The 19,873-nt window shown below is 62.0% G+C and carries 22 protein-coding genes and 1 riboswitch; of the genes, 16 read left to right on the forward strand and 6 right to left on the reverse strand.

From position 1 onward, the window contains the following. Positions 1-103: 103 nt before the first annotated feature. The 6 genes from cyoE to F0184_RS12790 all read left to right on the forward strand — a co-directional run bounded on the left by cyoE (position 104) and on the right by F0184_RS12790 (position 3,993). The gene (gene cyoE / locus F0184_RS12770) at positions 104-1,039 is read left to right on the forward strand and encodes a heme o synthase (protein WP_150496726.1); all 936 of its coding nucleotides are present in this window, start codon (positions 104-106) and stop codon (positions 1,037-1,039) included. Further along, positions 1,039-1,200, forward strand: coding sequence for a hypothetical protein (locus F0184_RS20560; protein ID WP_172972101.1), 162 nt, complete (start codon positions 1,039-1,041; stop codon positions 1,198-1,200). Before cyoE ends, F0184_RS20560 begins: the two co-directional genes overlap by 1 nt. Before the next feature lie 9 nt (positions 1,201-1,209). Continuing rightward, a complete protein-coding gene (locus F0184_RS12775) occupies positions 1,210-1,824 on the forward strand; it encodes a cytochrome c oxidase assembly protein (protein ID WP_150496574.1) in 615 nt (204 codons plus the stop codon). Between the two features lie 43 nt (positions 1,825-1,867). After that, on the forward strand, positions 1,868-2,716 hold the full coding sequence (locus F0184_RS12780) for a cytochrome c oxidase subunit 3 (protein ID WP_150496575.1): 849 nt from the start codon (positions 1,868-1,870) through the stop codon (positions 2,714-2,716). Positions 2,717-2,819: 103 nt separating this feature from the next. After that, entirely contained in the window at positions 2,820-3,197 is a 378-nt protein-coding gene (locus tag F0184_RS12785) for a DUF983 domain-containing protein (protein ID WP_150496576.1), read from the forward strand. After that, positions 3,187-3,993, forward strand: coding sequence for an SURF1 family protein (locus F0184_RS12790; RefSeq protein WP_208998462.1), 807 nt, complete (start codon positions 3,187-3,189; stop codon positions 3,991-3,993). The genes F0184_RS12785 and F0184_RS12790 overlap by 11 nt, the downstream gene beginning before the upstream one ends. Before the next feature lie 58 nt (positions 3,994-4,051). Here the strand turns inward: F0184_RS12790 and F0184_RS12795 are convergent, their stop codons facing one another. Continuing rightward, positions 4,052-4,534 carry a peroxiredoxin gene (locus F0184_RS12795; protein ID WP_150496577.1) on the reverse strand — a complete coding sequence of 161 codons (483 nt, stop codon included), beginning with the start codon at positions 4,532-4,534 and terminating at the stop codon, positions 4,052-4,054. 95 nt (positions 4,535-4,629) lie between these two features. Further along, the gene (locus tag F0184_RS12800; protein ID WP_150496578.1) at positions 4,630-5,469 is read right to left on the reverse strand and encodes a protein-disulfide reductase DsbD domain-containing protein; all 840 of its coding nucleotides are present in this window, start codon (positions 5,467-5,469) and stop codon (positions 4,630-4,632) included. Between the two features lie 183 nt (positions 5,470-5,652). Between F0184_RS12800 and F0184_RS12805 the strand changes: the two genes are divergently transcribed. The 5 genes from F0184_RS12805 to F0184_RS12825 all read left to right on the forward strand — a co-directional run bounded on the left by F0184_RS12805 (position 5,653) and on the right by F0184_RS12825 (position 12,709). Beyond that, entirely contained in the window at positions 5,653-6,249 is a 597-nt protein-coding gene (locus F0184_RS12805; protein ID WP_150496579.1) for a YqgE/AlgH family protein, read from the forward strand. A 167-nt stretch (positions 6,250-6,416) separates the two neighbouring features. After that, a complete protein-coding gene (thrC, locus tag F0184_RS12810; RefSeq protein ID WP_150496580.1) occupies positions 6,417-7,823 on the forward strand; it encodes a threonine synthase in 1,407 nt (468 codons plus the stop codon). A gap of 2 nt (positions 7,824-7,825) precedes the next feature. Then, positions 7,826-9,112, forward strand: a complete 1,287-nt coding sequence (locus F0184_RS12815) for a M16 family metallopeptidase (protein ID WP_150496581.1) — start codon at positions 7,826-7,828, stop codon at positions 9,110-9,112. A 14-nt stretch (positions 9,113-9,126) separates the two neighbouring features. Continuing rightward, entirely contained in the window at positions 9,127-9,765 is a 639-nt protein-coding gene (locus F0184_RS12820; RefSeq protein WP_150496582.1) for a GNAT family N-acetyltransferase, read from the forward strand. A 31-nt stretch (positions 9,766-9,796) separates the two neighbouring features. After that, a complete protein-coding gene (locus F0184_RS12825; protein ID WP_208998463.1) occupies positions 9,797-12,709 on the forward strand; it encodes an EAL domain-containing protein in 2,913 nt (970 codons plus the stop codon). 61 nt (positions 12,710-12,770) lie between these two features. On the opposite strand, the gene F0184_RS12830 is transcribed toward F0184_RS12825, so the two are convergent. The 4 genes from F0184_RS12830 to ispH are packed head-to-tail and all read right to left on the reverse strand — an operon-like array spanning position 12,771 to position 16,146. Then, a complete protein-coding gene (locus F0184_RS12830; protein WP_208998464.1) occupies positions 12,771-13,709 on the reverse strand; it encodes a diacylglycerol/lipid kinase family protein in 939 nt (312 codons plus the stop codon). After that, entirely contained in the window at positions 13,709-14,176 is a 468-nt protein-coding gene (rnhA, locus tag F0184_RS12835; protein ID WP_150496584.1) for a ribonuclease HI, read from the reverse strand. The genes F0184_RS12830 and rnhA overlap by 1 nt, the downstream gene beginning before the upstream one ends. Then, positions 14,173-15,138, reverse strand: a complete 966-nt coding sequence (locus F0184_RS12840; protein ID WP_150496585.1) for a homoserine kinase — start codon at positions 15,136-15,138, stop codon at positions 14,173-14,175. Before F0184_RS12840 ends, rnhA begins: the two co-directional genes overlap by 4 nt. 6 nt (positions 15,139-15,144) lie before the next feature. Next, positions 15,145-16,146, reverse strand: coding sequence for a 4-hydroxy-3-methylbut-2-enyl diphosphate reductase (gene ispH / locus F0184_RS12845; RefSeq protein ID WP_371871129.1), 1,002 nt, complete (start codon positions 16,144-16,146; stop codon positions 15,145-15,147). A gap of 158 nt (positions 16,147-16,304) precedes the next feature. On the opposite strand from ispH, the gene F0184_RS12850 reads away from it, so the two are divergent. The 5 genes from F0184_RS12850 (at position 16,305) to F0184_RS12870 (ending at position 19,871) form a co-directional block, all read left to right on the forward strand. Further along, on the forward strand, positions 16,305-16,892 hold the full coding sequence (locus F0184_RS12850; protein WP_150496586.1) for a hypothetical protein: 588 nt from the start codon (positions 16,305-16,307) through the stop codon (positions 16,890-16,892). 129 nt (positions 16,893-17,021) lie between these two features. Further along, positions 17,022-17,115, forward strand: a riboswitch (glycine riboswitch). Positions 17,116-17,280: 165 nt separating this feature from the next. After that, complete coding sequence (gcvT, locus tag F0184_RS12855; protein WP_150496587.1) at positions 17,281-18,432, forward strand: glycine cleavage system aminomethyltransferase GcvT; 1,152 nt, start codon at positions 17,281-17,283, stop codon at positions 18,430-18,432. A 26-nt stretch (positions 18,433-18,458) separates the two neighbouring features. After that, the gene (gene gcvH / locus F0184_RS12860; RefSeq protein ID WP_150496588.1) at positions 18,459-18,830 is read left to right on the forward strand and encodes a glycine cleavage system protein GcvH; all 372 of its coding nucleotides are present in this window, start codon (positions 18,459-18,461) and stop codon (positions 18,828-18,830) included. A gap of 3 nt (positions 18,831-18,833) precedes the next feature. Continuing rightward, on the forward strand, positions 18,834-19,319 hold the full coding sequence (locus F0184_RS12865) for an OsmC family protein (RefSeq protein ID WP_150496589.1): 486 nt from the start codon (positions 18,834-18,836) through the stop codon (positions 19,317-19,319). A 186-nt stretch (positions 19,320-19,505) separates the two neighbouring features. After that, the gene (locus F0184_RS12870) at positions 19,506-19,871 is read left to right on the forward strand and encodes a hypothetical protein (RefSeq protein WP_150496590.1); all 366 of its coding nucleotides are present in this window, start codon (positions 19,506-19,508) and stop codon (positions 19,869-19,871) included. Positions 19,872-19,873: the final 2 nt, after the last annotated feature.

A 19,873-nucleotide genomic window follows, 5' to 3' on the forward strand; every position in this document is an offset into this window, starting at 1 on the left:
CGTCGGACACCGACGCGGTGTTGTTCCAAAAGAAAAGAAACCGAAAAGAAAAAGCGGACGTCCGCCAGGCCGCGAGACGAAAACCGCGATGTTAGGGACCGATATGTCGCTTGCCGACCGCCAGGACACAATGACGATCAACGCCTCCGAATGGGGCGGGGACGGCTCAGTTGGAGACTACGTGGCGCTGTTGAAACCGCGCGTCATGTCGCTCGTGATTTTTACCGCTTTCGTTGGCATGATGCTCGCGCCGGGAACCGTTCATCCCGTGATCGCCGCCGTTGCCCTGTTGTGCATCGCCGTCGGGGCCGGCGCTTCCGGCGCTCTCAACATGTGGTATGACGCGGATATCGACCGGGTGATGAGCCGGACGGTCAAGCGCCCCATTCCGGCCGGCAAGGTGACGCCCGACGAGGCACTGGCCTTCGGGATGACGTTGTCGATCGGCTCGGTGCTGACCCTTGGCCTTCTGGTCAACTGGTTCGCGGGCGCCTTTCTGGCGTTCACCATCTTCTTCTACGCCGTGATCTACACCATGTGGCTCAAGCGCTCCACGCCGCAGAATATCGTGATTGGCGGCGCGGCCGGCGCGTTTCCGCCGATGATCGGCTGGGCCGCCGTGACCGGCGATGTGAGCCTTGAAAGCGTCGTTCTCTTCCTCATCATCTTCATGTGGACGCCGCCCCATTTCTGGGCGCTCGCGCTGTTCAAGAAGGGGGATTACGAGACCGCTGGCGTTCCCATGCTTCCCGTAACCGACGGGGAAATGGTGACCCGTCATCATATTCTGGCCTACGCTGTTCTTCTGGCGCCGATCGGGGTCGCGCCCTATCTTCTGGGATATGCGAGCCTGGTCTACGGCGTGATCTCGGCAGGCCTGGGACTGGCTTTCGTGGCCTTGTCCTTCGATGTCTGGCGCAAGCGCGAGGGCGACGCCGCACGCCTGGCCTGTATCAGGTTGTTCAAGTTTTCGCTGTACTACCTGTTTCTGCTGTTTGCCGTGCTCTTCGTGGAAAGCGTGATCGGAAGGATCTTGTGATGCCGACAGAAGACGAAGGGGTCCGGTTGTCGCCGGACCAACAGAAGAAACGGAAAGGGCGCTCGATCGCGATCGCGCTGACGCTGGCCGGCCTTGTGATCCTGTTTTACGCGGTGACCATTGTCAAAATGGGCCCCGCCATCTTGAACCGTCCCTTGTAAGGAACCGAGATGAGTGAGCAAAACGACCAGAGCCCGAAAGGCAACACGCAAAACCTGAAGGTGGCGCTCGCCTGCACCGGCATGTTCTGTTTCATGATCGGGGCGGCCTATGCAGCCGTCCCGCTCTACGACCTGTTCTGCCGTGTCACCGGCTTCGGCGGCACGACCCAAGTGGCGGAAACCGCGTCCGAAGAAGTGATCGACCGTATGGTAACCGTCCGGTTCGACGGCAATATCAACCGGTCGCTGCCTTGGGAATTCGGTCCGGAAAAACGCAGCGTCACCCTGAAAATGGGTGAGATGGGCGAGATGCTGTATTTCGCGACCAATGTGGGCGAAAACGCTACAGTCGGCACCTCGACCTTCAACGTCACCCCGCTGTCCGCTGGCGCCTATTTCAACAAGCTGGATTGCTTCTGCTTCACGGAGCAGCCCCTTGAGGTGGGCGAAACGGCGGAAATGCCGGTGGTGTTCTTTGTGGATCCTGCCATGAACGACGATCCGCAGCTCGCTCATGTCAAGGAAATCACGTTGTCCTATACCTTCTTCCCGGTCCACGAGCCGACCGCGCCGCTTGCGGCACGCGCCGGTGCCCCGGATGAAGAGCCTAAAACGAATCTATGAAGTAGACGCGCAAAAGCGCGGCATTGTGTTGGGGAGCTAGCCTATGGCTGAGGCACATACCAAAAACCACGATTACCATCTGGTGGACCCGAGTCCCTGGCCGTTCCTGGCCTCCGTCGGGGCGTTCATTCTCGCCATCGGGACCATCGGCTTCATGCGCATGGACACCGGCTTCGACCTGTTCGGTATTGATTTCACCGGCTGGGGTCTGTTCGCCATCGGGCTCGCGATCGTTCTGTACGTGATGTACGCATGGTGGCGCGACACTGTGAAGGAATCGATGGAAGGCCATCACACCCGCGTCGTGAACCTGCATCTGCGCTATGGCATGATCCTCTTCATCGCCTCAGAGGTGATGTTCTTCGTCGCCTGGTTCTGGGCCTATTTCGACGTTGCCCTGTTCGCCGGCGAGGCGATCAACTACCAGCGCGTGGAAGCCACCGGCGGGGTCTGGCCCCCGGAAGGCATCGAGACGTTCGATCCCTGGCATTTGCCGCTCCTGAACACGCTGATCCTGCTCCTGTCGGGAACGACCGTGACCTGGGCGCACCACGCTCTTCTCCACAATGACCGGGAAGGGTTGAAATGGGGTCTCACGCTGACGGTGATTCTCGGCGTTCTGTTCTCGATCTGCCAGGCTTACGAGTACACCCATGCCACCTTCGCCTTCGGCGGCAACATCTATGGCGCCACCTTCTACATGGCGACAGGCTTTCACGGCTTCCACGTGATCGTCGGGACCATCTTCCTGGCCGTCTGTCTTGGCCGGGCCCTCGCAGGTCACTTCACGCCGCAGAAGCACTTTGGTTTCGAGGCGGCTGCCTGGTACTGGCATTTCGTTGACGTGGTGTGGTTGTTCTTGTTCGTCGCCATCTATATTTGGGGCGCATAAGACGCACTCGGACACCGAAGCGGCCAATAAGCCGCTCCTGATCAGCGCCCGGTCCGAGCCTCGGACCGGGCGCTTTGACTTGAGGCAAGGAGCACAAGGCGTCATGGGAGACGAGCGACCAGCGCAACCGGTCAATCCGGCGAAATCGGGGCTCCTCGGTCACTGCCCCCGGTGCGGCTCCGGTCGCCTGTTCAGCGGTTTTCTGACCGTCAAACCGGCCTGTTCGGTCTGCGGCCAATCTTTCGAGTTTGCCGACAGCGGCGACGGGCCGGCTGTCTTCGTCATCATGATCGTCGGCTTCGTGATTGTTGGCCTCGTGCTGTTTGTCGAACTCTCCTACCAGCCGCCGGTCTGGCTTCACCTGGTTCTCTGGTTTCCGCTCACGATCGCTCTGGCCGGCCTGATCCTGCGCCCTCTGAAGGGCTTGATGATCGGGCTTCAGTTCAAACACAACGCCCAGGAGGGAAGACTTGACGACTAAGGCAAGGTCAAACGGCGAGCTGCCCAAACCGGAACCTGTCTGGTGGCGTCACCTGCTTCTGCCAACGCTTGCGGCCATCGGGGGACTGGCCATTCTGCTCAATCTCGGCTTCTGGCAGCTCGACCGCCTCGCCTGGAAAACTGCTCTCATCGAGCGGCTGGAAGCCGATATCGAAAAACCGCCCGTATCGGCGCCGGACAAGGCAGAATGGTCCGCTCTGACGGAGACGGATGACTACCGGCATGTAAGTTTGTCCGGCAAGTTTGTCCCGGGAGCCGTCTTGTATTACACGGCGCTCACCAATTCGGTCGGGCCATTCGATGGTCCGGGCTATCTCGTCTACAGCCCCTTCGTGACCGACGCGGGCTGGACCGTTCTGGTCAATCGGGGCTTCATTCCGCACGCCCTGCCCGAGGCAGTCCGTGCCGATGCCATTGCCCCGCCCGGAGGCAAGTTGGATCTGACCGGCTTGCTGCGCTTGTCGGAGAAGCCAAACTGGACCACGCCCGCGCCTGATCTTGAGACCAATACCTGGTTCGCGCGCGACACCGACGCGATGGCCGCAGCCCTCCAGATGGGCGGCCCGGATCTCGCCCCCTACAGCGTCGACCTGTCTGTCCAGCATACCCCTGCGTCCGGTTTGCCCCAGGCAGGCGAAACCATCGTCCGGTTTAAGAACGATCACCTTGGCTATGCTTTGACGTGGTTCGGTCTCGCCGCCACTTTGGCCGGGGTGTATATGGCCTACGCGGCGCACACCTGGCGACGCCGCAAGGATGCCGGTCACCCGGACTGAGCCGGCAGACCAGTGACGGTCATGCGGACGCTTCTTCCGCATGACCGGTTTTCGCATATTAAAGGGCTTCGAGGATTGCCGCAGCACCCGTTGCGGTGGCTTCGCCGGGGCTTTCTTCGACCGCAAGGAAAGTGACTTCGCCATCCTTGGCGATGAGCGCGAAACGCTGCGCCCGGGTATGCCCGAAGATCGGGGCGTCGAGACCCAGATCCAATGCCTTGACGAAGCTGGCATCCGTGTCGGACAGGAATTCGACCTTGCCGTTCGCATTGGACGCCTTCGCCCAGGCATCCATGACGAACAGGTCGTTCACGGCAACGACCGCGATGGTGTCGACCCCTTTGGCCTTGATGGTGTCCGCATGTTCAACGAACCCCGGAAGATGGTTCATGTGGCATGTTGGCGTGAATGCGCCAGGCACCGCGAAAAGCACGACGGTCTTTCCGTCGAACAGCTCTTTTGTTGTCTTTTCACCCGGGCCATCGGCCGTCATGATTTTAAAAGTTGCCTCCGGCAGGCGGTCACCAACCTTGATTGCCATTTCTTGCTCTCCTTCGGGAAACACCTCCGCGGGCGCGTCGGTTCGCCACACCAGATAGGCGCAAGGACAGGGCGCGTCGACCCCTCATCGCCACTTTATTGGCGCAGTGTAGCGCTTTCCAGAAAGTGGGTGGCCTCGACGGCGGTGCTGTCCTCGATGATCACGACACGGACCGGCGTCTGGCCGGGCAGGGCCTTAAGACCGTGCAGGGGAAGGGTCCACATGGCGGACTTTCCGGTCCTGTGGGCGAGCTTTGGAACCCCGACATACGAGCCCTCCGGGCCTTCCACGAACAGGTCGATGTTCTCGGAGGCCGGCTCCTTCAAGTCCGCCGTGAACGCCAGCACCGGCTTATCTCCTTGATTGAGGATCTCGATACCGGACACCCGTGGCGGATCGGCCGTTTGTACCTTGGGGACCCTGTCCTGATCGCGGTCGATGAGCCGGGCTGCGAGCCGGTCTTTTGTCTCTCCGGGGCTGAGGGTGAGGGATAGTTCGGCTTCACCAGGCACGCAAACGTCCTTGCACACCCCGAATTCCACACGAGCGGTCAGAGTGACCGGGTCGCCGGGCGCCTCCGGGATGACCGTAATCGGAAAGACAACACCTTCCATATAGACAATCGACGTGGAAAAGCCGTCATCGTACCGTGTCGGCGCGGGGAAGCTGACATCCGCCGAGGCGAGGTTTTGCGATCCTGCAAGGGTGATTTGCGGCGCGATGCCGGCTTCGCCCGGATAGCGCCAATAGGTGTGCCACCCGGCGTCCAGAAGAAACTCCAGCCCGGCGCGGTACCGTCCATCCTCCAGTTCGCCGGTGCTGATCAGCCGGACCGCCCCGCCCTTGACTTCAACCCAGGGCGAAGGCCCGGCCTCCGCTTCGACGGATGCGATCAGGCACGCCGCGGCGATCGTTGCAAACAATCTGTCTTTCATGGCCCGATTCTATTCTTCCCTGCGGGATCCGTCACGGGTTCGCCGCGGTTTGGCGGATCAATCCCGTTGACGTTGGCGTGAATACCGGGACCTTGGCAGCCCCGGCGCCGTTAACATTCGGGACTTTCCGCGCTAAGTTCAAGCAGGGACGAACCGGAGTGCTTGGTCCGCAGGAGGCGCGAAATGGCTACCGAACCGGGAATTTCCTCGCTTGAGGGACAAATGCTGATCGCCATGCCGAACATGACGGATGGGCGATTTTCGCATGCCGTCGTCTATCTGTGCTCGCACAGTTCCGAAGGCGCGATGGGTCTCGTCCTGAATCAGATCGCGCGGCACCTGTCCTTCGAGGAATTGCTGATCCAGCTCAATATCGTGGATGACGAAACGGCGATCCGCCTGCCGAACAGCCTGCGGGGGATGAATGTCCACAAGGGCGGGCCAGTCGAGGTCGAACGGGGCTTCGTGCTTCATACGGACGATTTCAAGATCGAGCGCTCGACAGTATCCATCGACAACGGGATCTGCCTCACCGCGACGCTCGAGATCCTGCGAGCCATGGCGGACGGGGAGGGACCGAGCCGGGCCATGCTCGCGCTCGGCTACGCGGGCTGGGCTCCCGGGCAGCTGGAGACGGAGATCCAGGCCAATGGCTGGCTGACTGGACCTGCGGACCCAGGACTGGTTTTCGATGCGAATCCGGAAACCAAATGGAAGCGCGCCCTTCAATCCATCGGGATCGATCCGGCGATGCTTTTCGGCGACGCGGGTCACGCCTGAGCCGAGGGCGCCGCGCCGCGCCGGCCCGGGGCCGCGTTTAACACTGCTGCGAAAAGGCGAAAAACCTGTCTTTCTATCGGTTTGATTTGGCGGCCGCATGGGCTAGTGTTGTCCGCTGAAGGAGCGTTGGCTCCAAAAAGACAAACAAATTGGAGGCAAGGGGCGCGGTGAAATACTTCAGCACCCGCGGCGATGCGCCTACGCTCGACTTTTCCGATGTACTGTTACAAGGACTGGCACGGGACGGCGGCTTGTATCTGCCACAGGAATGGCCGCAACTCGATGCAAAGACCATCGCGTCTTTCGCGGGCCGCCCGTATCACGAAGTGGCCTATGAGGTAATCCGGCCATTCGTCGGAAACAGCATTGCCGACCCGGCCCTGCGGTCCATGATCCGGCAGGCTTATGATAGTTTCCGGCACCCGGCGGTGACGCCCCTGGTTCAGTTGGGGCCGAACCGGTTCGTGATGGAGTTGTTCCACGGTCCGACGCTGGCTTTCAAGGATGTGGCAATGCAGCTCCTGGGGCTGCTGATGGACCATGTCCTGGCCGAACGCGGCATGCGCGCGACCATCGTCGGGGCCACATCCGGCGACACGGGCGGGGCCGCCATCGAGGCCTTCCGGGGCCGCGAGCGAACGGATATCTTCATTCTGTTCCCCGATGGCAAAGTATCTTCCGTTCAGCGGCGTCAAATGACCACGCCAAGCGAGCCGAATGTGCACGCGCTGGCGCTCACCGGCAATTTCGATGACTGCCAGGCCATCGTGAAGGGGATGTTTAATCATTTCGCCTTCCGGGACCGCGTGGCCCTGTCCGGGGTCAACTCGATCAACTGGGCGCGGATCCTGGCGCAGATCGTCTATTATTTCGTCTCGGCCGCCGCCCTTGGGGCTCCGCACCGGCCCGTGTCCTTCACGGTGCCAACCGGGAATTTCGGTGACATATTCGCCGGCTACGCGGCACGGAAGATGGGTCTGCCGGTCGACCGCCTCGTGATCGCGACCAACAGGAACGACATCCTGGCCCGGTGTCTCGAAACCGGCCGGTATGAGACCCAGGGCGTGACCGCGACGATGTCACCATCCATGGACATCCAGGTTTCGTCGAATTTCGAGCGCCTGTTGAGCGAGGCGACCGGGCATGACGGGCAAACCGTGCGGCGGATGATGCAGCAGCTCGGCCAGTCGGGCAGCTTTGCCATTCCCGAACCCGCGCTTGCGGAGATCAGGTCCCTTTTCGATGCCGGCCGCAGCGACGAGGAAGCGACCGCAGCGCGGATCAAGTCGACCTTGGCGGATGCCGGCTATTTGCTGGATCCGCACACCGCTATCGGCGTTGAAGTTGCCGGGATTTTTGAGACACCGCAGGTCCCCATGGTGGTTCTGGGCACGGCCCACCCGGCCAAGTTCCCGGACGCGGTCGAAGCGGCCTGCGGCGTCCGGCCGGCGCTGCCGGAAAACCTTCAGCCGATGATGAGCGCGGAGGAGCGCCAGCAAATCCTGCCAGCCGACCAGACGGCGGTTGAGAGCTACATAGAAGAACATGCGCGCGCCGTGCGCAGCGGGGTCTAGGAATGGAAGTCAGAACCACCGTCCTCGACAACGGGATCACCGTTGTGACCGACCGGATGCCACATCTCAAAACCGTTGCTCTCGGTGTTTGGGTGAAGACCGGTTCCCGGTCGGAAAACCTTGATCAGAACGGGATTACCCACCTGCTGGAGCATATGGCCTTCAAGGGAACCGCGTCGCGCTCGGCGCGCCGGATCGCGGAAGAGATTGAAGCGGTTGGCGGTGAACTGAACGCATCGACCAGCATCGAGCACACCAACTACTATGCGCGGGTCCTGGCGGAAGACGTGCCCCTTGCGGTCGATCTGCTTGCCGATATCTTGCAGAATTCGGCCTTCGACAAGGAGGAACTGCGCCGCGAGCAGCACGTGATCCTTCAGGAAATCGGCGCGGCGGCGGACAGCCCGGAAGATCTCGCTTTCGACTTTTTCCAGGCAGCCGCCTGGCCCGACCAGCCGATTGGACGGCCGATCCTGGGAACGCCCGAAACGGTGCTGAGCTTTTCGGAGGACGCGCTGCACAGCTACCTGAAACAGCGCTACCGCGGCCCGGACCTGGTGTTGTCGGCGGCCGGCGCTGTTGACCATGATCAGATCGTGGCGCTGGCGGAAGAAAAGTTCGACAAGATCGAAGCTGGGCCCGCCGAGACGGAAAGCCCGGCGCGGTACCGCGGCGGAGAGCGCCGGGCCGTCAAGGACCTGATGGAAGCCCAGATCCTGATCGGGTTCGAGGGGCGTCCCTACAAATCGCGGGACTACTATGCCGTCCAGATCCTCGCCTCTGTCCTTGGCGGCGGTATGTCTTCGCGCTTGTTTCAGGAAATTCGCGAAAAGCATGGGCTATGCTACGCGATCTACAGTTTCCACTGGGCGTTCTCGGACACCGGGTTGTTTGGCCTTCATGCGGCCACCAGCCGCGAGGACGTGCCCGCGCTCATGCCGATGATCTTGGATGAATTGCGGTCCGCCGGGGAAACGATATCGGACGCGGAAGTGGCGCGCTCACGGGCCCAGATCCGGGCCGGTCTGATGATGGCTCTGGAAAGCCCGGCCGCCCGCGCCGGTCAGATCGCGCGCCAGATCCTGGTGCACGGCCGGGTGCTCACGCTTGACGAAGTGTCGGCCCGGATCGAGGCTGTGACCAGCGCCGATATCCGGCGGGTGGCGCAGGAGACGTTCTTGAACAGCGTTCCGACATTGTCTGTGGTCGGCCCCGTGGAGGACGTGATGAGCGCGTCTGATATCGCCAGTTACCTGAGCACGCCCGTCTTGCGTGCCGCGTCCATGTAGGGGCGGAGGGGCGCATGGCGTTGCTTCGGGCCTCCCTGGCAATGGATGCTGATCCGCGCGTTGAAAACGAGACTTATTATCTGCGTCCGCCGGTCATGTCGGACTTTCCCGCCTGGGCGGCCTTGAGGGCCGGCAGCCGGGAGTTCTTGAAGCCTTGGGAGCCGATCTGGCCCAAGGACGATTTGACCAAGGCCGGCTTCCGGCGGCGTCTGCGCCGGTATGCCAGGGAACGGCGCGAGGGCCGAAGCCATCCCTTCTTGTTGTTTCACCGCCGCTCTGACGAGCTGCTCGGCGGCCTGACCCTGTCGAACATCCGCCGGGGCGTCAGCCAGAGCGTCACGCTCGGCTATTGGATGGGCGCGCCTTACGCGGGCCGCGGGCACATGTCGGCGGCCGTGTCCTTGGTTTTGCCGTTTTGTTTTGACGTGCTGAACCTTCACCGGGTGGAGGCTGCCTGCCTGCCGCATAATCACCGATCGATCCGGCTTCTGGAGAACGCCGGGTTCCGCCGGGAAGGCTATGCGCGCAGCTATCTGCTGATCGATGGAGCGTGGCAGGACCATCTTCTGTTTTCGTGTTTGGCCGAGGACCATGCCCTGGCGGTTTCCGGCCATGCGCCGGGAGCCGGGGGCAAACTGAAAGATTTCTTGTGACATGGCCCGCAAACCGATAGTTCTTCGCCCCATGTCGAGAGTTTGGTCAAAGTTGAATAAAATCGGGGCCACCGCATTCGTTTGCCTGGCTTTTTTTACCTGCGCGCTGAGCTATTCCGATCCTGCGAATGCCCTCGAGCCGATCCCGGTTCCCGCTGATATCGACGCTGTTGATCTGACGGAGTCCGTGGATATTCACGAAGATGCCGGACCGCTTCTGCGGGTCTCCACGGCTCCGGGGGCGGACGGGATCGTGCGCCGCATCGAAGTGCCCTCGCGCGACGGCAGCAGCCGTAGCTGGGCCGTGTTTGCCTTGGCGAACACGGGTGACGAGCAGATCGACCGCCTGTTGGTGGCTCCCTACTTCCAGCTCGTTGAATCGAAACTGTTCTGGCCGGACCTCGGGTCCTCCCGTATCCGTGCCATCACGCCAAGCCAGGGCATTGCTCCCGTTCGGGAAAAAAGCCTGGAGGCCGATGTCTTCCTGATCACGCTCGACCCCGGCGCGGTCGTGACATTCGTTGCGGAATTGACCACCGCCGAGCTGCCGCAACTGCGGTTGTGGAAACCGGACGTGTATAAGGAGACCGTCAACGGTTACTCCCTGTACCGGGGCATCATTCTCGGCATTTCGGGCTTGCTGGCCCTTTTCCTGACGATTTTGTTCGTCGTCAAGGGAACGGTCATGTTCCCGGCAACCGCCGCGCTGGCCTGGGCGGTTCTGGCCTATCTGTGTATTGATTTCGGCTTCTGGAGCCTCGTGTTCAATCTGGAACAGGGAGAAGATCAGCTGTACCGCGCCGGTGCCGAAGTTCTGCTGGCCGCCAGTCTGATCATCTTTCTCTATGCCTATCTCAATCTCAACCGCTGGAACATCCACTACTCCCATCTGGCGCTGACGACCCTGGTGCTGCTTCTGGGATTGGTCGGTGTCGCGGTTTGGGATCCGTCTATCGCCGCCGGCATCGCCCGGCTGTCCCTCGGCATCATCGGCATGCTTGGCTTCGTGACCATCCTGGTCCTGGCGTTCCAGGGCTACGACCGGGCGATCCTGCTGATTCCGACCTGGTTCCTGCTCATTGCCTGGCTTGTCGGGGCCGGCATGACGATCACGGGCGCGCTGGACAACGACATCGTTCAACCCGCGCTCGGCGGCGGTCTGGTGCTTATCGTTCTGCTCATTGGGTTCACGGTCATGCAGCACGCCTTCGCCGGCGGTGCCATCGCGCAGGGCCTGATCTCGGATGTGGAGCGCCGGGCGCTCGCCCTGACAGGGGCCGGCGATATTATTTGGGACTGGGATATCGACCGTGACCGGATCTATACGGGCAATGAGGTCGAGGAGTTGTTGAACCTCAGGCGCGGAACCCTGGAAGGTCCGGCCCGGGATTGGCTGGAAATCCTTCACCCGCAGGACAGGGACAGGTTCCGGGCCACGTTGGACGCGGTGATCGATCAGCGGCGCGGCAAGATTGTCCAGACATTCCGGCTGCGGTCGGAAGACGGTCACTTCCGGTGGTTCAGGCTCAGAGCCCGGCCTATCGTGGGAGCCGACGGTGAGGTGATCCGGTGCGTTGGGACCTTGCTGGACGTGACCGAGGAACGGATGGCGGAAGAGCGCCTTCTTCATGACGCCGTCCACGACAATCTCACCGGCCTTGCGAACCGGGAATTGTTCATGGACCGCCTGCGCTCGGCGGTTGCGCAGGCGCGGGCGGATGAAAGCGGCGCCAAGCCGACCGTGGTGATGCTGAATGTCGACCGCTTCAAACAGGTCAATGACAGCATCGGCCTGTCGGCCGGCGACAGCATCCTGCTGACGGTGGCCCGCCGCTTGGGCCGCCTGATCGGCCAGCAGGACGCCCTGGCGCGCATCAATGGCGACCAGTACGGCATCCTCATCCTGTCGGAGCGCGAGCCGGACCGGATCGTCGCCTTGGTGGACAGCCTGCGCAAGGCGGTCCGGTCGCCGATCACATTCGGAGAGCGCGAGATCTTTCTGACCTGTTCTGCCGGTATTGCGCTTTACGAGGGCGGGAAGCAGGCGGTCGAGGATCTCGTGACCAACGCGGAGATCGCGCTCAACCACGCCAAGCGCCTGGGCGGCGACCGCCAGGAGGTTTTCCGGCCGATCCTGCGCCCGTTGGGCAAGAACGTGATCGATCTGGAAAGCGACCTGCGCGAGGCGATCAAGAAGGAGAGCCTCGGCGTTTTCTTCCAGCCGATCGTCCGTCTCGAGGACCAGACGATTGCCGGCTTCGAGGTGCTGGCGCGCTGGCAGCATCCCAAGCGCGGGAAGATCGCGCCCAGCGAATTCATTCCGATTGCCGAGCAGTCCGGATTGATCAACGAACTGGGCACCTACATGCTGGAAAAGGCGGCGCAGCAACTGGCGTTCTGGCAAAAGGAACTGCCGCGCACCATTCCCCTGTTCGTTTCGGTGAACCTTTCATCGCGGCAATTGCTCAAGCACGACCTGATCAACGACGTGAAGGCCGTCCTCTCCCGCTCGTCGCTCGCGCCTGGAACGTTGAAGCTGGAATTGACCGAGTCGGTTGTGATGTCCAATCCCGAATACTCGTCAAAGGTGCTGGAGCGCCTTCGCGGTCTTGGCGCCGGATTGTCCCTGGATGACTTCGGGACCGGCCATTCCTCGCTGTCCTATCTCCAGAGGTTCCCGTTTGACACGATCAAGATCGACCAGTCCTTCGTGAAGCCGAATGGCCAGTCGGCCCGGCCGATCCTGTTGCGGACCATCGTGGCCATGGGCAAGGATCTTGGGATGTCCATCGTGGCGGAGGGCGCGGAGAATGAGGCGGATGCGCTGGAACTGTATCAGCTCGGGTGCGAATTTGCCCAGGGCTACTTCTTCGGCCATGCCATGTCGGCGGACGAGGCCACGAAAGTGCTGAGGCAGGTCCCCGTCGAGGCGGCGGCCTCCTGAACGCTGCCAAAGCAGCCGGCACCGGACCACCCCGCTTATGGGTTGTCAGCGGCGGCTGTTTTCAGGGCACCACGATCTGCAGGCAGGCCGGGGCGGCTTCGATCTCGACTGGCGTGGTGCCATAGGGATCGCCGTCGATCTGAAGGGCGACGGGAGAGACCGATGTAATCGTTGCCCGGGTGATCGGCATCAAAAGGGCGCCCGGCTCCTTGTTCAAACGCCCGCGAACGAGGGCGAGGGAGAACCGCAGCATCGACCACGGGCTGTCGTGTTTCAACAGGATCAGGTGAAGCCCCGGCCGGCAGACCGATTCCTCTCGGGTCAGGCAGAAGGGACCGCCATAGTATTTGCCGTTGGTGGCGATCACCATCTTGGCGTTGTAGGACCGCCCGTTCGTGTGGACCTGCAGATCGGTGGTTTTCCGGCGAAAGCCGATTCTGATCGCGGAGAGCACATAGGCCAGCTTGCCGAAGCGGCGTTTGAGCGCGAGCGGCAAGGCATGAACGACCTCCGCATCGAAGCCGGCTGACGCCATCAAGACGAATGGCCGCCCATTGGCCAGACCGGCATGGAGCGGCCGGGTCTTGCCTTTGCTCAGCGTATCGCTGATCGCGCCGGGATCTGCCGGCAGTTTGAGTTCATGCGCCAGGACGTTGGCGGTGCCGAAGGGAACAAGACAAAGCGCGGGGGGCTTGGGATGGTCCTGAAGCCCCGTCATCGCCTCGTTCACGGACCCGTCGCCGCCCGCGATCACAAGCACATCCACATCGAGATCCGGGTCGGAGCAGACCTCGCCGATCTCTCCGGCATGACTTGTCAGCCGGAATTCGGCATCGACATCCAGCCGGGACAGGTTCTCCCGGACCGCCTCAAGAACCTTGGGCCGGTAACCGCCGGCTGTCGGGTTGGCCAGGACCAGGATCCGCTGCCGGTTCCGCTTCATGCCGCTTTCCGCCGCGGACCGTTCGGTGCCGGTCGGGTTGGACCATTCGGCTTTCATCACACATCCCCGGATGTGCTCTGGCCCTTGAACGGGGCCATGCCCTGACGGGCCAGTTCATCCGCCCGCTCGTTGTCGGGATGACCCGCATGACCCTTCACCCAGTGCCAGGTGACGTCGTGGCGGCTGCGCGCTTCATCGAGGGCCTGCCAAAGATCGGCGTTCTTCACCGGTTTCTTGTCCGCCGTGCGCCATCCCCGGGCCTTCCAGCCGCCCATCCAGTCGGTGATGCCGCTGCGCACATAGGTGCTGTCCGTATAAAGGTCGACCGGACACGGGCGTTTCAGCGCGTTGAGCGCCTCGATTGCGGCCGTCAGTTCCATCCGGTTGTTGGTGGTGTTCGCCGCGCCGCCGTTCATCACCTTCTCATGCTCTCCGAAGCGCATGATCACGCCCCAGCCGCCGGGACCGGGGTTGCCGGAGCACGCACCATCGGTGAAGACCACAACGCGCGTTGCCTCGCTCATGGGGACAGTCCGTAGGCACTGGCGGTTCCGACGGTCTGATGAAACCGCAGCTTCTTGACGTATTCCATCGGGTCCTTCGGGGTGACAAGCGCGCCCTCGGGAACGCTCAGCCAGTCGTAAAGGCGGGTGAGCAGGAAACGCAGGGCCGCGCCGCGGGCAAGCGTCGGCAAGCTGTCATATTCGCGGCGGCTCAACGACCGCACCTTTCCGTACCCGTTCAAGAGGGCGCGCGCTTTGGTGATGTTGAACGACAGATCCGTCTCGAAACACCACGCATTCAAGCAGATGGCGATATCGTAGGCCAACTGATCGGAGCAGGCGAAATAGAAATCGATCAATCCCGACAGCTCTTCCCCCAGGAAGAACACATTGTCGGGAAAAAGGTCGGCGTGAATGATGCCGCGCGGCAGGTCGTCCGGCCAGGCGGCTTCGAGGTGATCCAGTTCGCGCACCACGAGATCGGAGAGGCCCGGGTGCACTTCGTCCGCCCGGTCCGCGCATTTTTCAAACAGCGGGCGCCAGCCCGCCAGGTCCAAGGCGTTGGCCCGCCGCATGTCGAAATCGGCGGCGGCCAGATGCATCCGGGCCATCGTCTGGCCAAGCTGCTCGCAATGAACGGGTTTGGGCCGCTTGACCCACATGCCATCGAGGAAGGTTACCAGCGCCGCCGGACGTTCCGCCAACGTTCCCAGAAGGGTGCCGGTCTTGTCGGGAACCGGCACCGGGCAGGAGATGTCCTTTGAGGCCAGATGATTGAGCAAATGGAGGAAAAACGGCAGATCCGCCGGGTCCACCCGCTTCTCGTAGAGCGTCAGAATGAAGTGGCCGGTCTGGGTGTGCACCAGGAAATTGGAGTTCTCGACGCCCTCGGCAATCCCTTTGAAGGAGAGCAGTCGGCCAATTTGATACTGATCGATGAAGGCGGAAAGCTCTTCATCGGCAACGTCTGTGTAAACTGCCATGTCCGACTATCCGGCTGCCTGGGTCGATGGGTGCCCGGTTTGCCGCAATTCGCGGGGAAGGTTGAAGACCACGGTTTCGTCGGCCGTGCGGACCGTGTCGACCGTGACCGCGTACCGCTCCGCGAAGGCGCCGATAATCTCTTCGACCAAGGCTTCGGGCGCCGAGGCTCCGGCAGTCAGGCCCAGCGAGGAGATCCCATCGAACGCGTCCCAATCGATATCGGCGGCGCGTTGCACCAGGGCGGACACCCGGCAACCCTCGCGCTCCGCGACTTCGCGCAGACGCTGGGAGTTTGACGAATTCGGCGCACCGACAACGATCATCGCCTCGACCAGCGGAGCAACGGCCTTGACGGCTTCCTGGCGGTTTGTGGTCGCGTAGCAGATGTCTTCCTTGTGCGGGGCGACGATGTCCGGAAACCGCTCCCGCAGGACGTTTACGATGCCGGCGGTGTCGTCCACCGACAGTGTCGTCTGTGTGATGAAGGCCAGTTGGCGGGCGGATTTGGGCTCGAATTCCCAGGCATCCTGTTCGGTCTCGATCAGGGTGACGGTGCCCTCGGGCAGTTGCCCCATCGTGCCGATCACCTCGGGATGGCCCTTGTGACCGATCAGCAGGATTTCCCGGTCCCGGCGGTGATGGATCTCGGCTTCCTTATGCACCTTCGAGACGAGCGGGCAGGTGGCGTCCAAGTAGAACATGTTCCGGGTCTGGGCATCGGCGGGAACCGACTTGGGAACGCCGTGGGCGGAGAAGATCACGGGGCGCTCCGCATGCTCGGCCGGGATCTCGTCGAGTTCCTCGACAAACACTGCGCCTTTCGCGCGCAGCCCATCCACCACATACCTGTTATGGACGATCTCATGCCGGACATAGACCGGGCGCCCGTATTTTTCGAGGGCAAGCTCAACGATCTGGATGGCACGGTCGACGCCTGCGCAAAAGCCGCGCGGGGCGCACAGCTTGATGGTCAGGGGCGGTTTTGGGAGTGTGTGTGCAGTCATCATGGCCCTTGGCATTTCTTCGGCGCAATAACAGGGGAACATGGTCGAGAGTCAAGGGCAAGTGCGGTTTCCTTTGCCCCGACGGCCCGTGAAGCCTCGCCAAGCTTTCCGCCACCTGTTAAGAACACCGAAAACGGTAACAAAGACGACTTGGATGTGCCATGAAAACCGGTGTCAAGCGGTGGAAACGAAATGGACTTGGACCTCGCCTGTGCGCTTTGGCGGGGATAACGCTTCTTGCGGGCTGCGGCGGCAGTTCCGAGGCGATCAATCGGTTCACCACAAGTGGTCAGGGTCCGATCCAGGTGGACGCCAGCGCGTTTGCCGCGCAGGTTTACTGTCCGCCCATCCGGATGCAAGGCAATACGACCTTCATCCGGGAGTACCAGCGCGGCAAGGAGAACGATCCGTCGGCGCTGCTCTATCAGCTGACCATCCAGGATTGGGCGAGATCCTGCACGGGCGAGGGCGCATCCGATACCAGGATCAAGGTCGGCGTTTCCGGGGGCGTGACGCCGGGTCCGGCCTGGAAGGGCGGTGAGGTGATCGTCCCGATTCGGGTGGCTGTCCTGTCGGAAACCGAAGGTGAGAAGCCCTATTATTCCGAGATGTTCAACATCCCAGTTACCATTGGCGAAGGGGCGCCGTCCGAGACCTGGGCACTGATCGAGGACAAGTTCATTGTCCCCCGGAACGTTGCGGCGGACATCCGGTTCGGCTTTGACGAGGGCCCCCGCCGCCGCCGGTAGCGCCGTCCAGCGACAAACGGCAGCACGTCGCCGTTTGTCGGTTATTGACAAAATCATGTCGTCAGCACACAGTGCCATCGCTCGCCCGGGTCGTAGCGGACGAGCCTGCAGGCGGTTAAACGCCTGCGAAAACGACGTTGCGGGAGAGGCCGGATGAAACGATACCGGCGCCGAAGGAGCAACCGCCCCGGAAACTCTCAGGCAGAAGGACCGCCCGTCGGCAACGCTCTGGAAAGCAGTTCTTTGCCCGGACTTGGCAAGGCGGCTCACCGAAGGAGTAACCGGTAGATTCGTGTCTGCCGGGAAATCTCTCAGGTCCTGGGACAGAGGGGGCGAATGCCGGTACGGACCCGGCATTGCGCGCAACCCGAAGCCCGAGGACCATCATATGGCCGAGTCGGATCTGACTGCCGAGCTGCTACCAACCCCCTTGCACGACCTGCATGTCGAACTGGGCGCCAAGATGGTGCCTTTCGCAGGCTATTCCATGCCGGTTCAGTATCCGTCCGGGATCATGAGCGAGCATCTGCACACCCGTGAGGCCGCCGGTCTGTTCGATGTCTCCCATATGGGCCAGGCGTTTTTGACCGGCCCGGATCACGAGACCACCGCCCGCGCGCTGGAAGCCCTCACCCCCTCGAATTTTGTCGAGCTGAAGCCCGGCAAGCAGCGCTACACGGTTTTTTTGAACGAGCAGGGCGGTATCATTGACGACCTGATGGTGTCCCGGCCGCTCTCGGCTGAAGAGGACGGCCGGTTGATGCTGGTGGTGAATGCCGCACGGAAAATCATCGACTATGCCCATTTGCGCGAACGCCTTCCCGAGAATGTCGGATTGGAAATTGTCGAGGACCGCGCGCTGATCGCCGTGCAGGGACCGCAAGCCGTGGCCGTTGTCGCGGCGCACGCGCCGCAAGCCGCCGATCTGGGCTTCATGGAAGCCGCCGCGATGGAGTTCGACGGGATTGACTGTCACATCTCCCGGTCCGGCTACACGGGCGAGGATGGCGTTGAAATGTCCGTTCCGGCCGGCGCCGCGGAAGCCATTGCCCGTGCATTGCTGGCCGATGAGCGGGTGAAGCCGATTGGCCTGGGCGCGCGCGATTCGCTGCGCCTGGAAGCTGGCCTTTGCCTTTACGGGCACGATCTCGACGAAGGCACCTCCCCTGTTGAAGGGGCCATCACGTTCGCCATGCAAAAGCGGCGGCGCGAGAACGGCGGTTTCCCCGGCGCGGTGCGCATCCAGAACGAACTGGCCGAGGGCCCGTCACGGGTACGGGTCGGCCTGAAGCTTGAGGGCCGGGCCCCGGCCCGCGAAGGCGCCGGGATCCAGGCCCTCGATGGCACGCCGATTGGAACCGTGACCTCCGGCGGTTTTGCCCCGACCCTCGGCGCGCCGATTGCCATGGGCTTCGTCGCCTCCGGGCACGCCGGCGCCGGGACAGAGGTCAACCTCATCGTGCGCGGACGGGAACTGCCGGCGGAAGTGACCGAAATGCCCTTCGTTCCGCACCGCTACCATCGCAAACAACAACCCTGATTTTCCTTCCAGAAGAGACCTGCACCATGACGACTTACTATTCAAAAGATCACGAGTGGATTTCCGTTGAGGGCGACACCGCCACCGTCGGCATCACGGCCTATGCTCAGGAGCAGCTCGGCGATGTGGTTTATGTCGAGCTGCCCGAAATCGGAAAGACCGTGTCCCAGGGCGATGAAGCCGCCGTTGTGGAATCGGTGAAGGCGGCCAGCGAGGTCTATGCGCCGATCGATGGCGAGGTGCTGGAAACCAACGACTCGCTGGTGGATGAACCGGCCAAGGTCAACGAGGATCCGGAGGGCGCGGCCTGGTTCTTGAAGATGAAGGTCGGCAACGCGGATCAGCTGAAGGAGCTGATGGATGCCGACGCCTACAAGGCTTACGTGGAGACCCTCTGACCCATGGCGACCCACCGTTACACGGCGCATGTGTCCTGGGAATGCGACGGCGATTTCGCCGGAAATGCCTATTCGCGGGGACATGTTTGGGCGTTTGACGGTGGCATCGAGGTGCCGGCTTCGGCCTCGCCGACGGTCGTTCCGCTGCCTCGCTCTGTCGAGGCCGCCGTCGACCCAGAGGAGGCCTTCGTTGCCGCCATCTCGTCCTGCCATATGTTATGGTTTCTGGATCTGGCCCGCCGCCAGGGGCTGAATGTCGCGCGCTACGACGATGCGGCCGAAGCCGTGATGGAGCGGATCGGCCCGGGCAAAATGGCTATCACCCGCGTGATATTGCGGCCAGACATCGCAGTGCGCGGTGAGACGGAGCCGGATCCGGCTGAATTGACACGTTTGCATGAAGACGCGCATGCCCGTTGCTTCATTGCCAATTCCGTAACCAGCGAGATCACGGTCGAGCCGAAACCGGTTCGCCTGATCGCGCCATGAACTGTCCGGCCACACTTGGGCCATGATGCGATTGAGTGGGACCGGAACCCTCATCCTGAGGAGGGCCCATGGCCCGTCTCGAAGGATGGGCCGTCCGTATCCGAGCTTGCCGCCCATCCTTCGAGACGGCGCGTAGCGCCTCCTCAGGATGAGGTAAATGAGCTCTAGACGAGGATCTGAATTCTGATGTTGGAGACAACGTTGACTGCTGTCCCAGGCGGAATTGGAATTGGTGCCATTGCCCAGTCGCTGGTTCAACATTGGCTTGCGAACAAAAAGTACAATCGTGAGGGCGAGTACAAAGCAAAAAGAGAAGCCTACTTAGGCTTTCTGAACGCGATCTCCAAATCAGAAACAACCCCGAACCAAGAAAACTCAATTACTGGGGGTCATTGGATCAATCGTTGCCTTTTGGTCTGTTCGGAGGAAATTGACGGCCTACTAACCAAATACCTCGAGACAAATCCGGTTGATCAACAAGTACATCCGGAGTGGCCGATTGTTTTCTCTCCCCTCTTAAATGCCATGCGCAGTGATCTAAAAAGGACTTGAGA

Source organism: Roseibium aquae, from assembly GCF_008711285.1.
GTDB classification, from domain to species: domain Bacteria; phylum Pseudomonadota; class Alphaproteobacteria; order Rhizobiales; family Stappiaceae; genus Roseibium; species Roseibium aquae.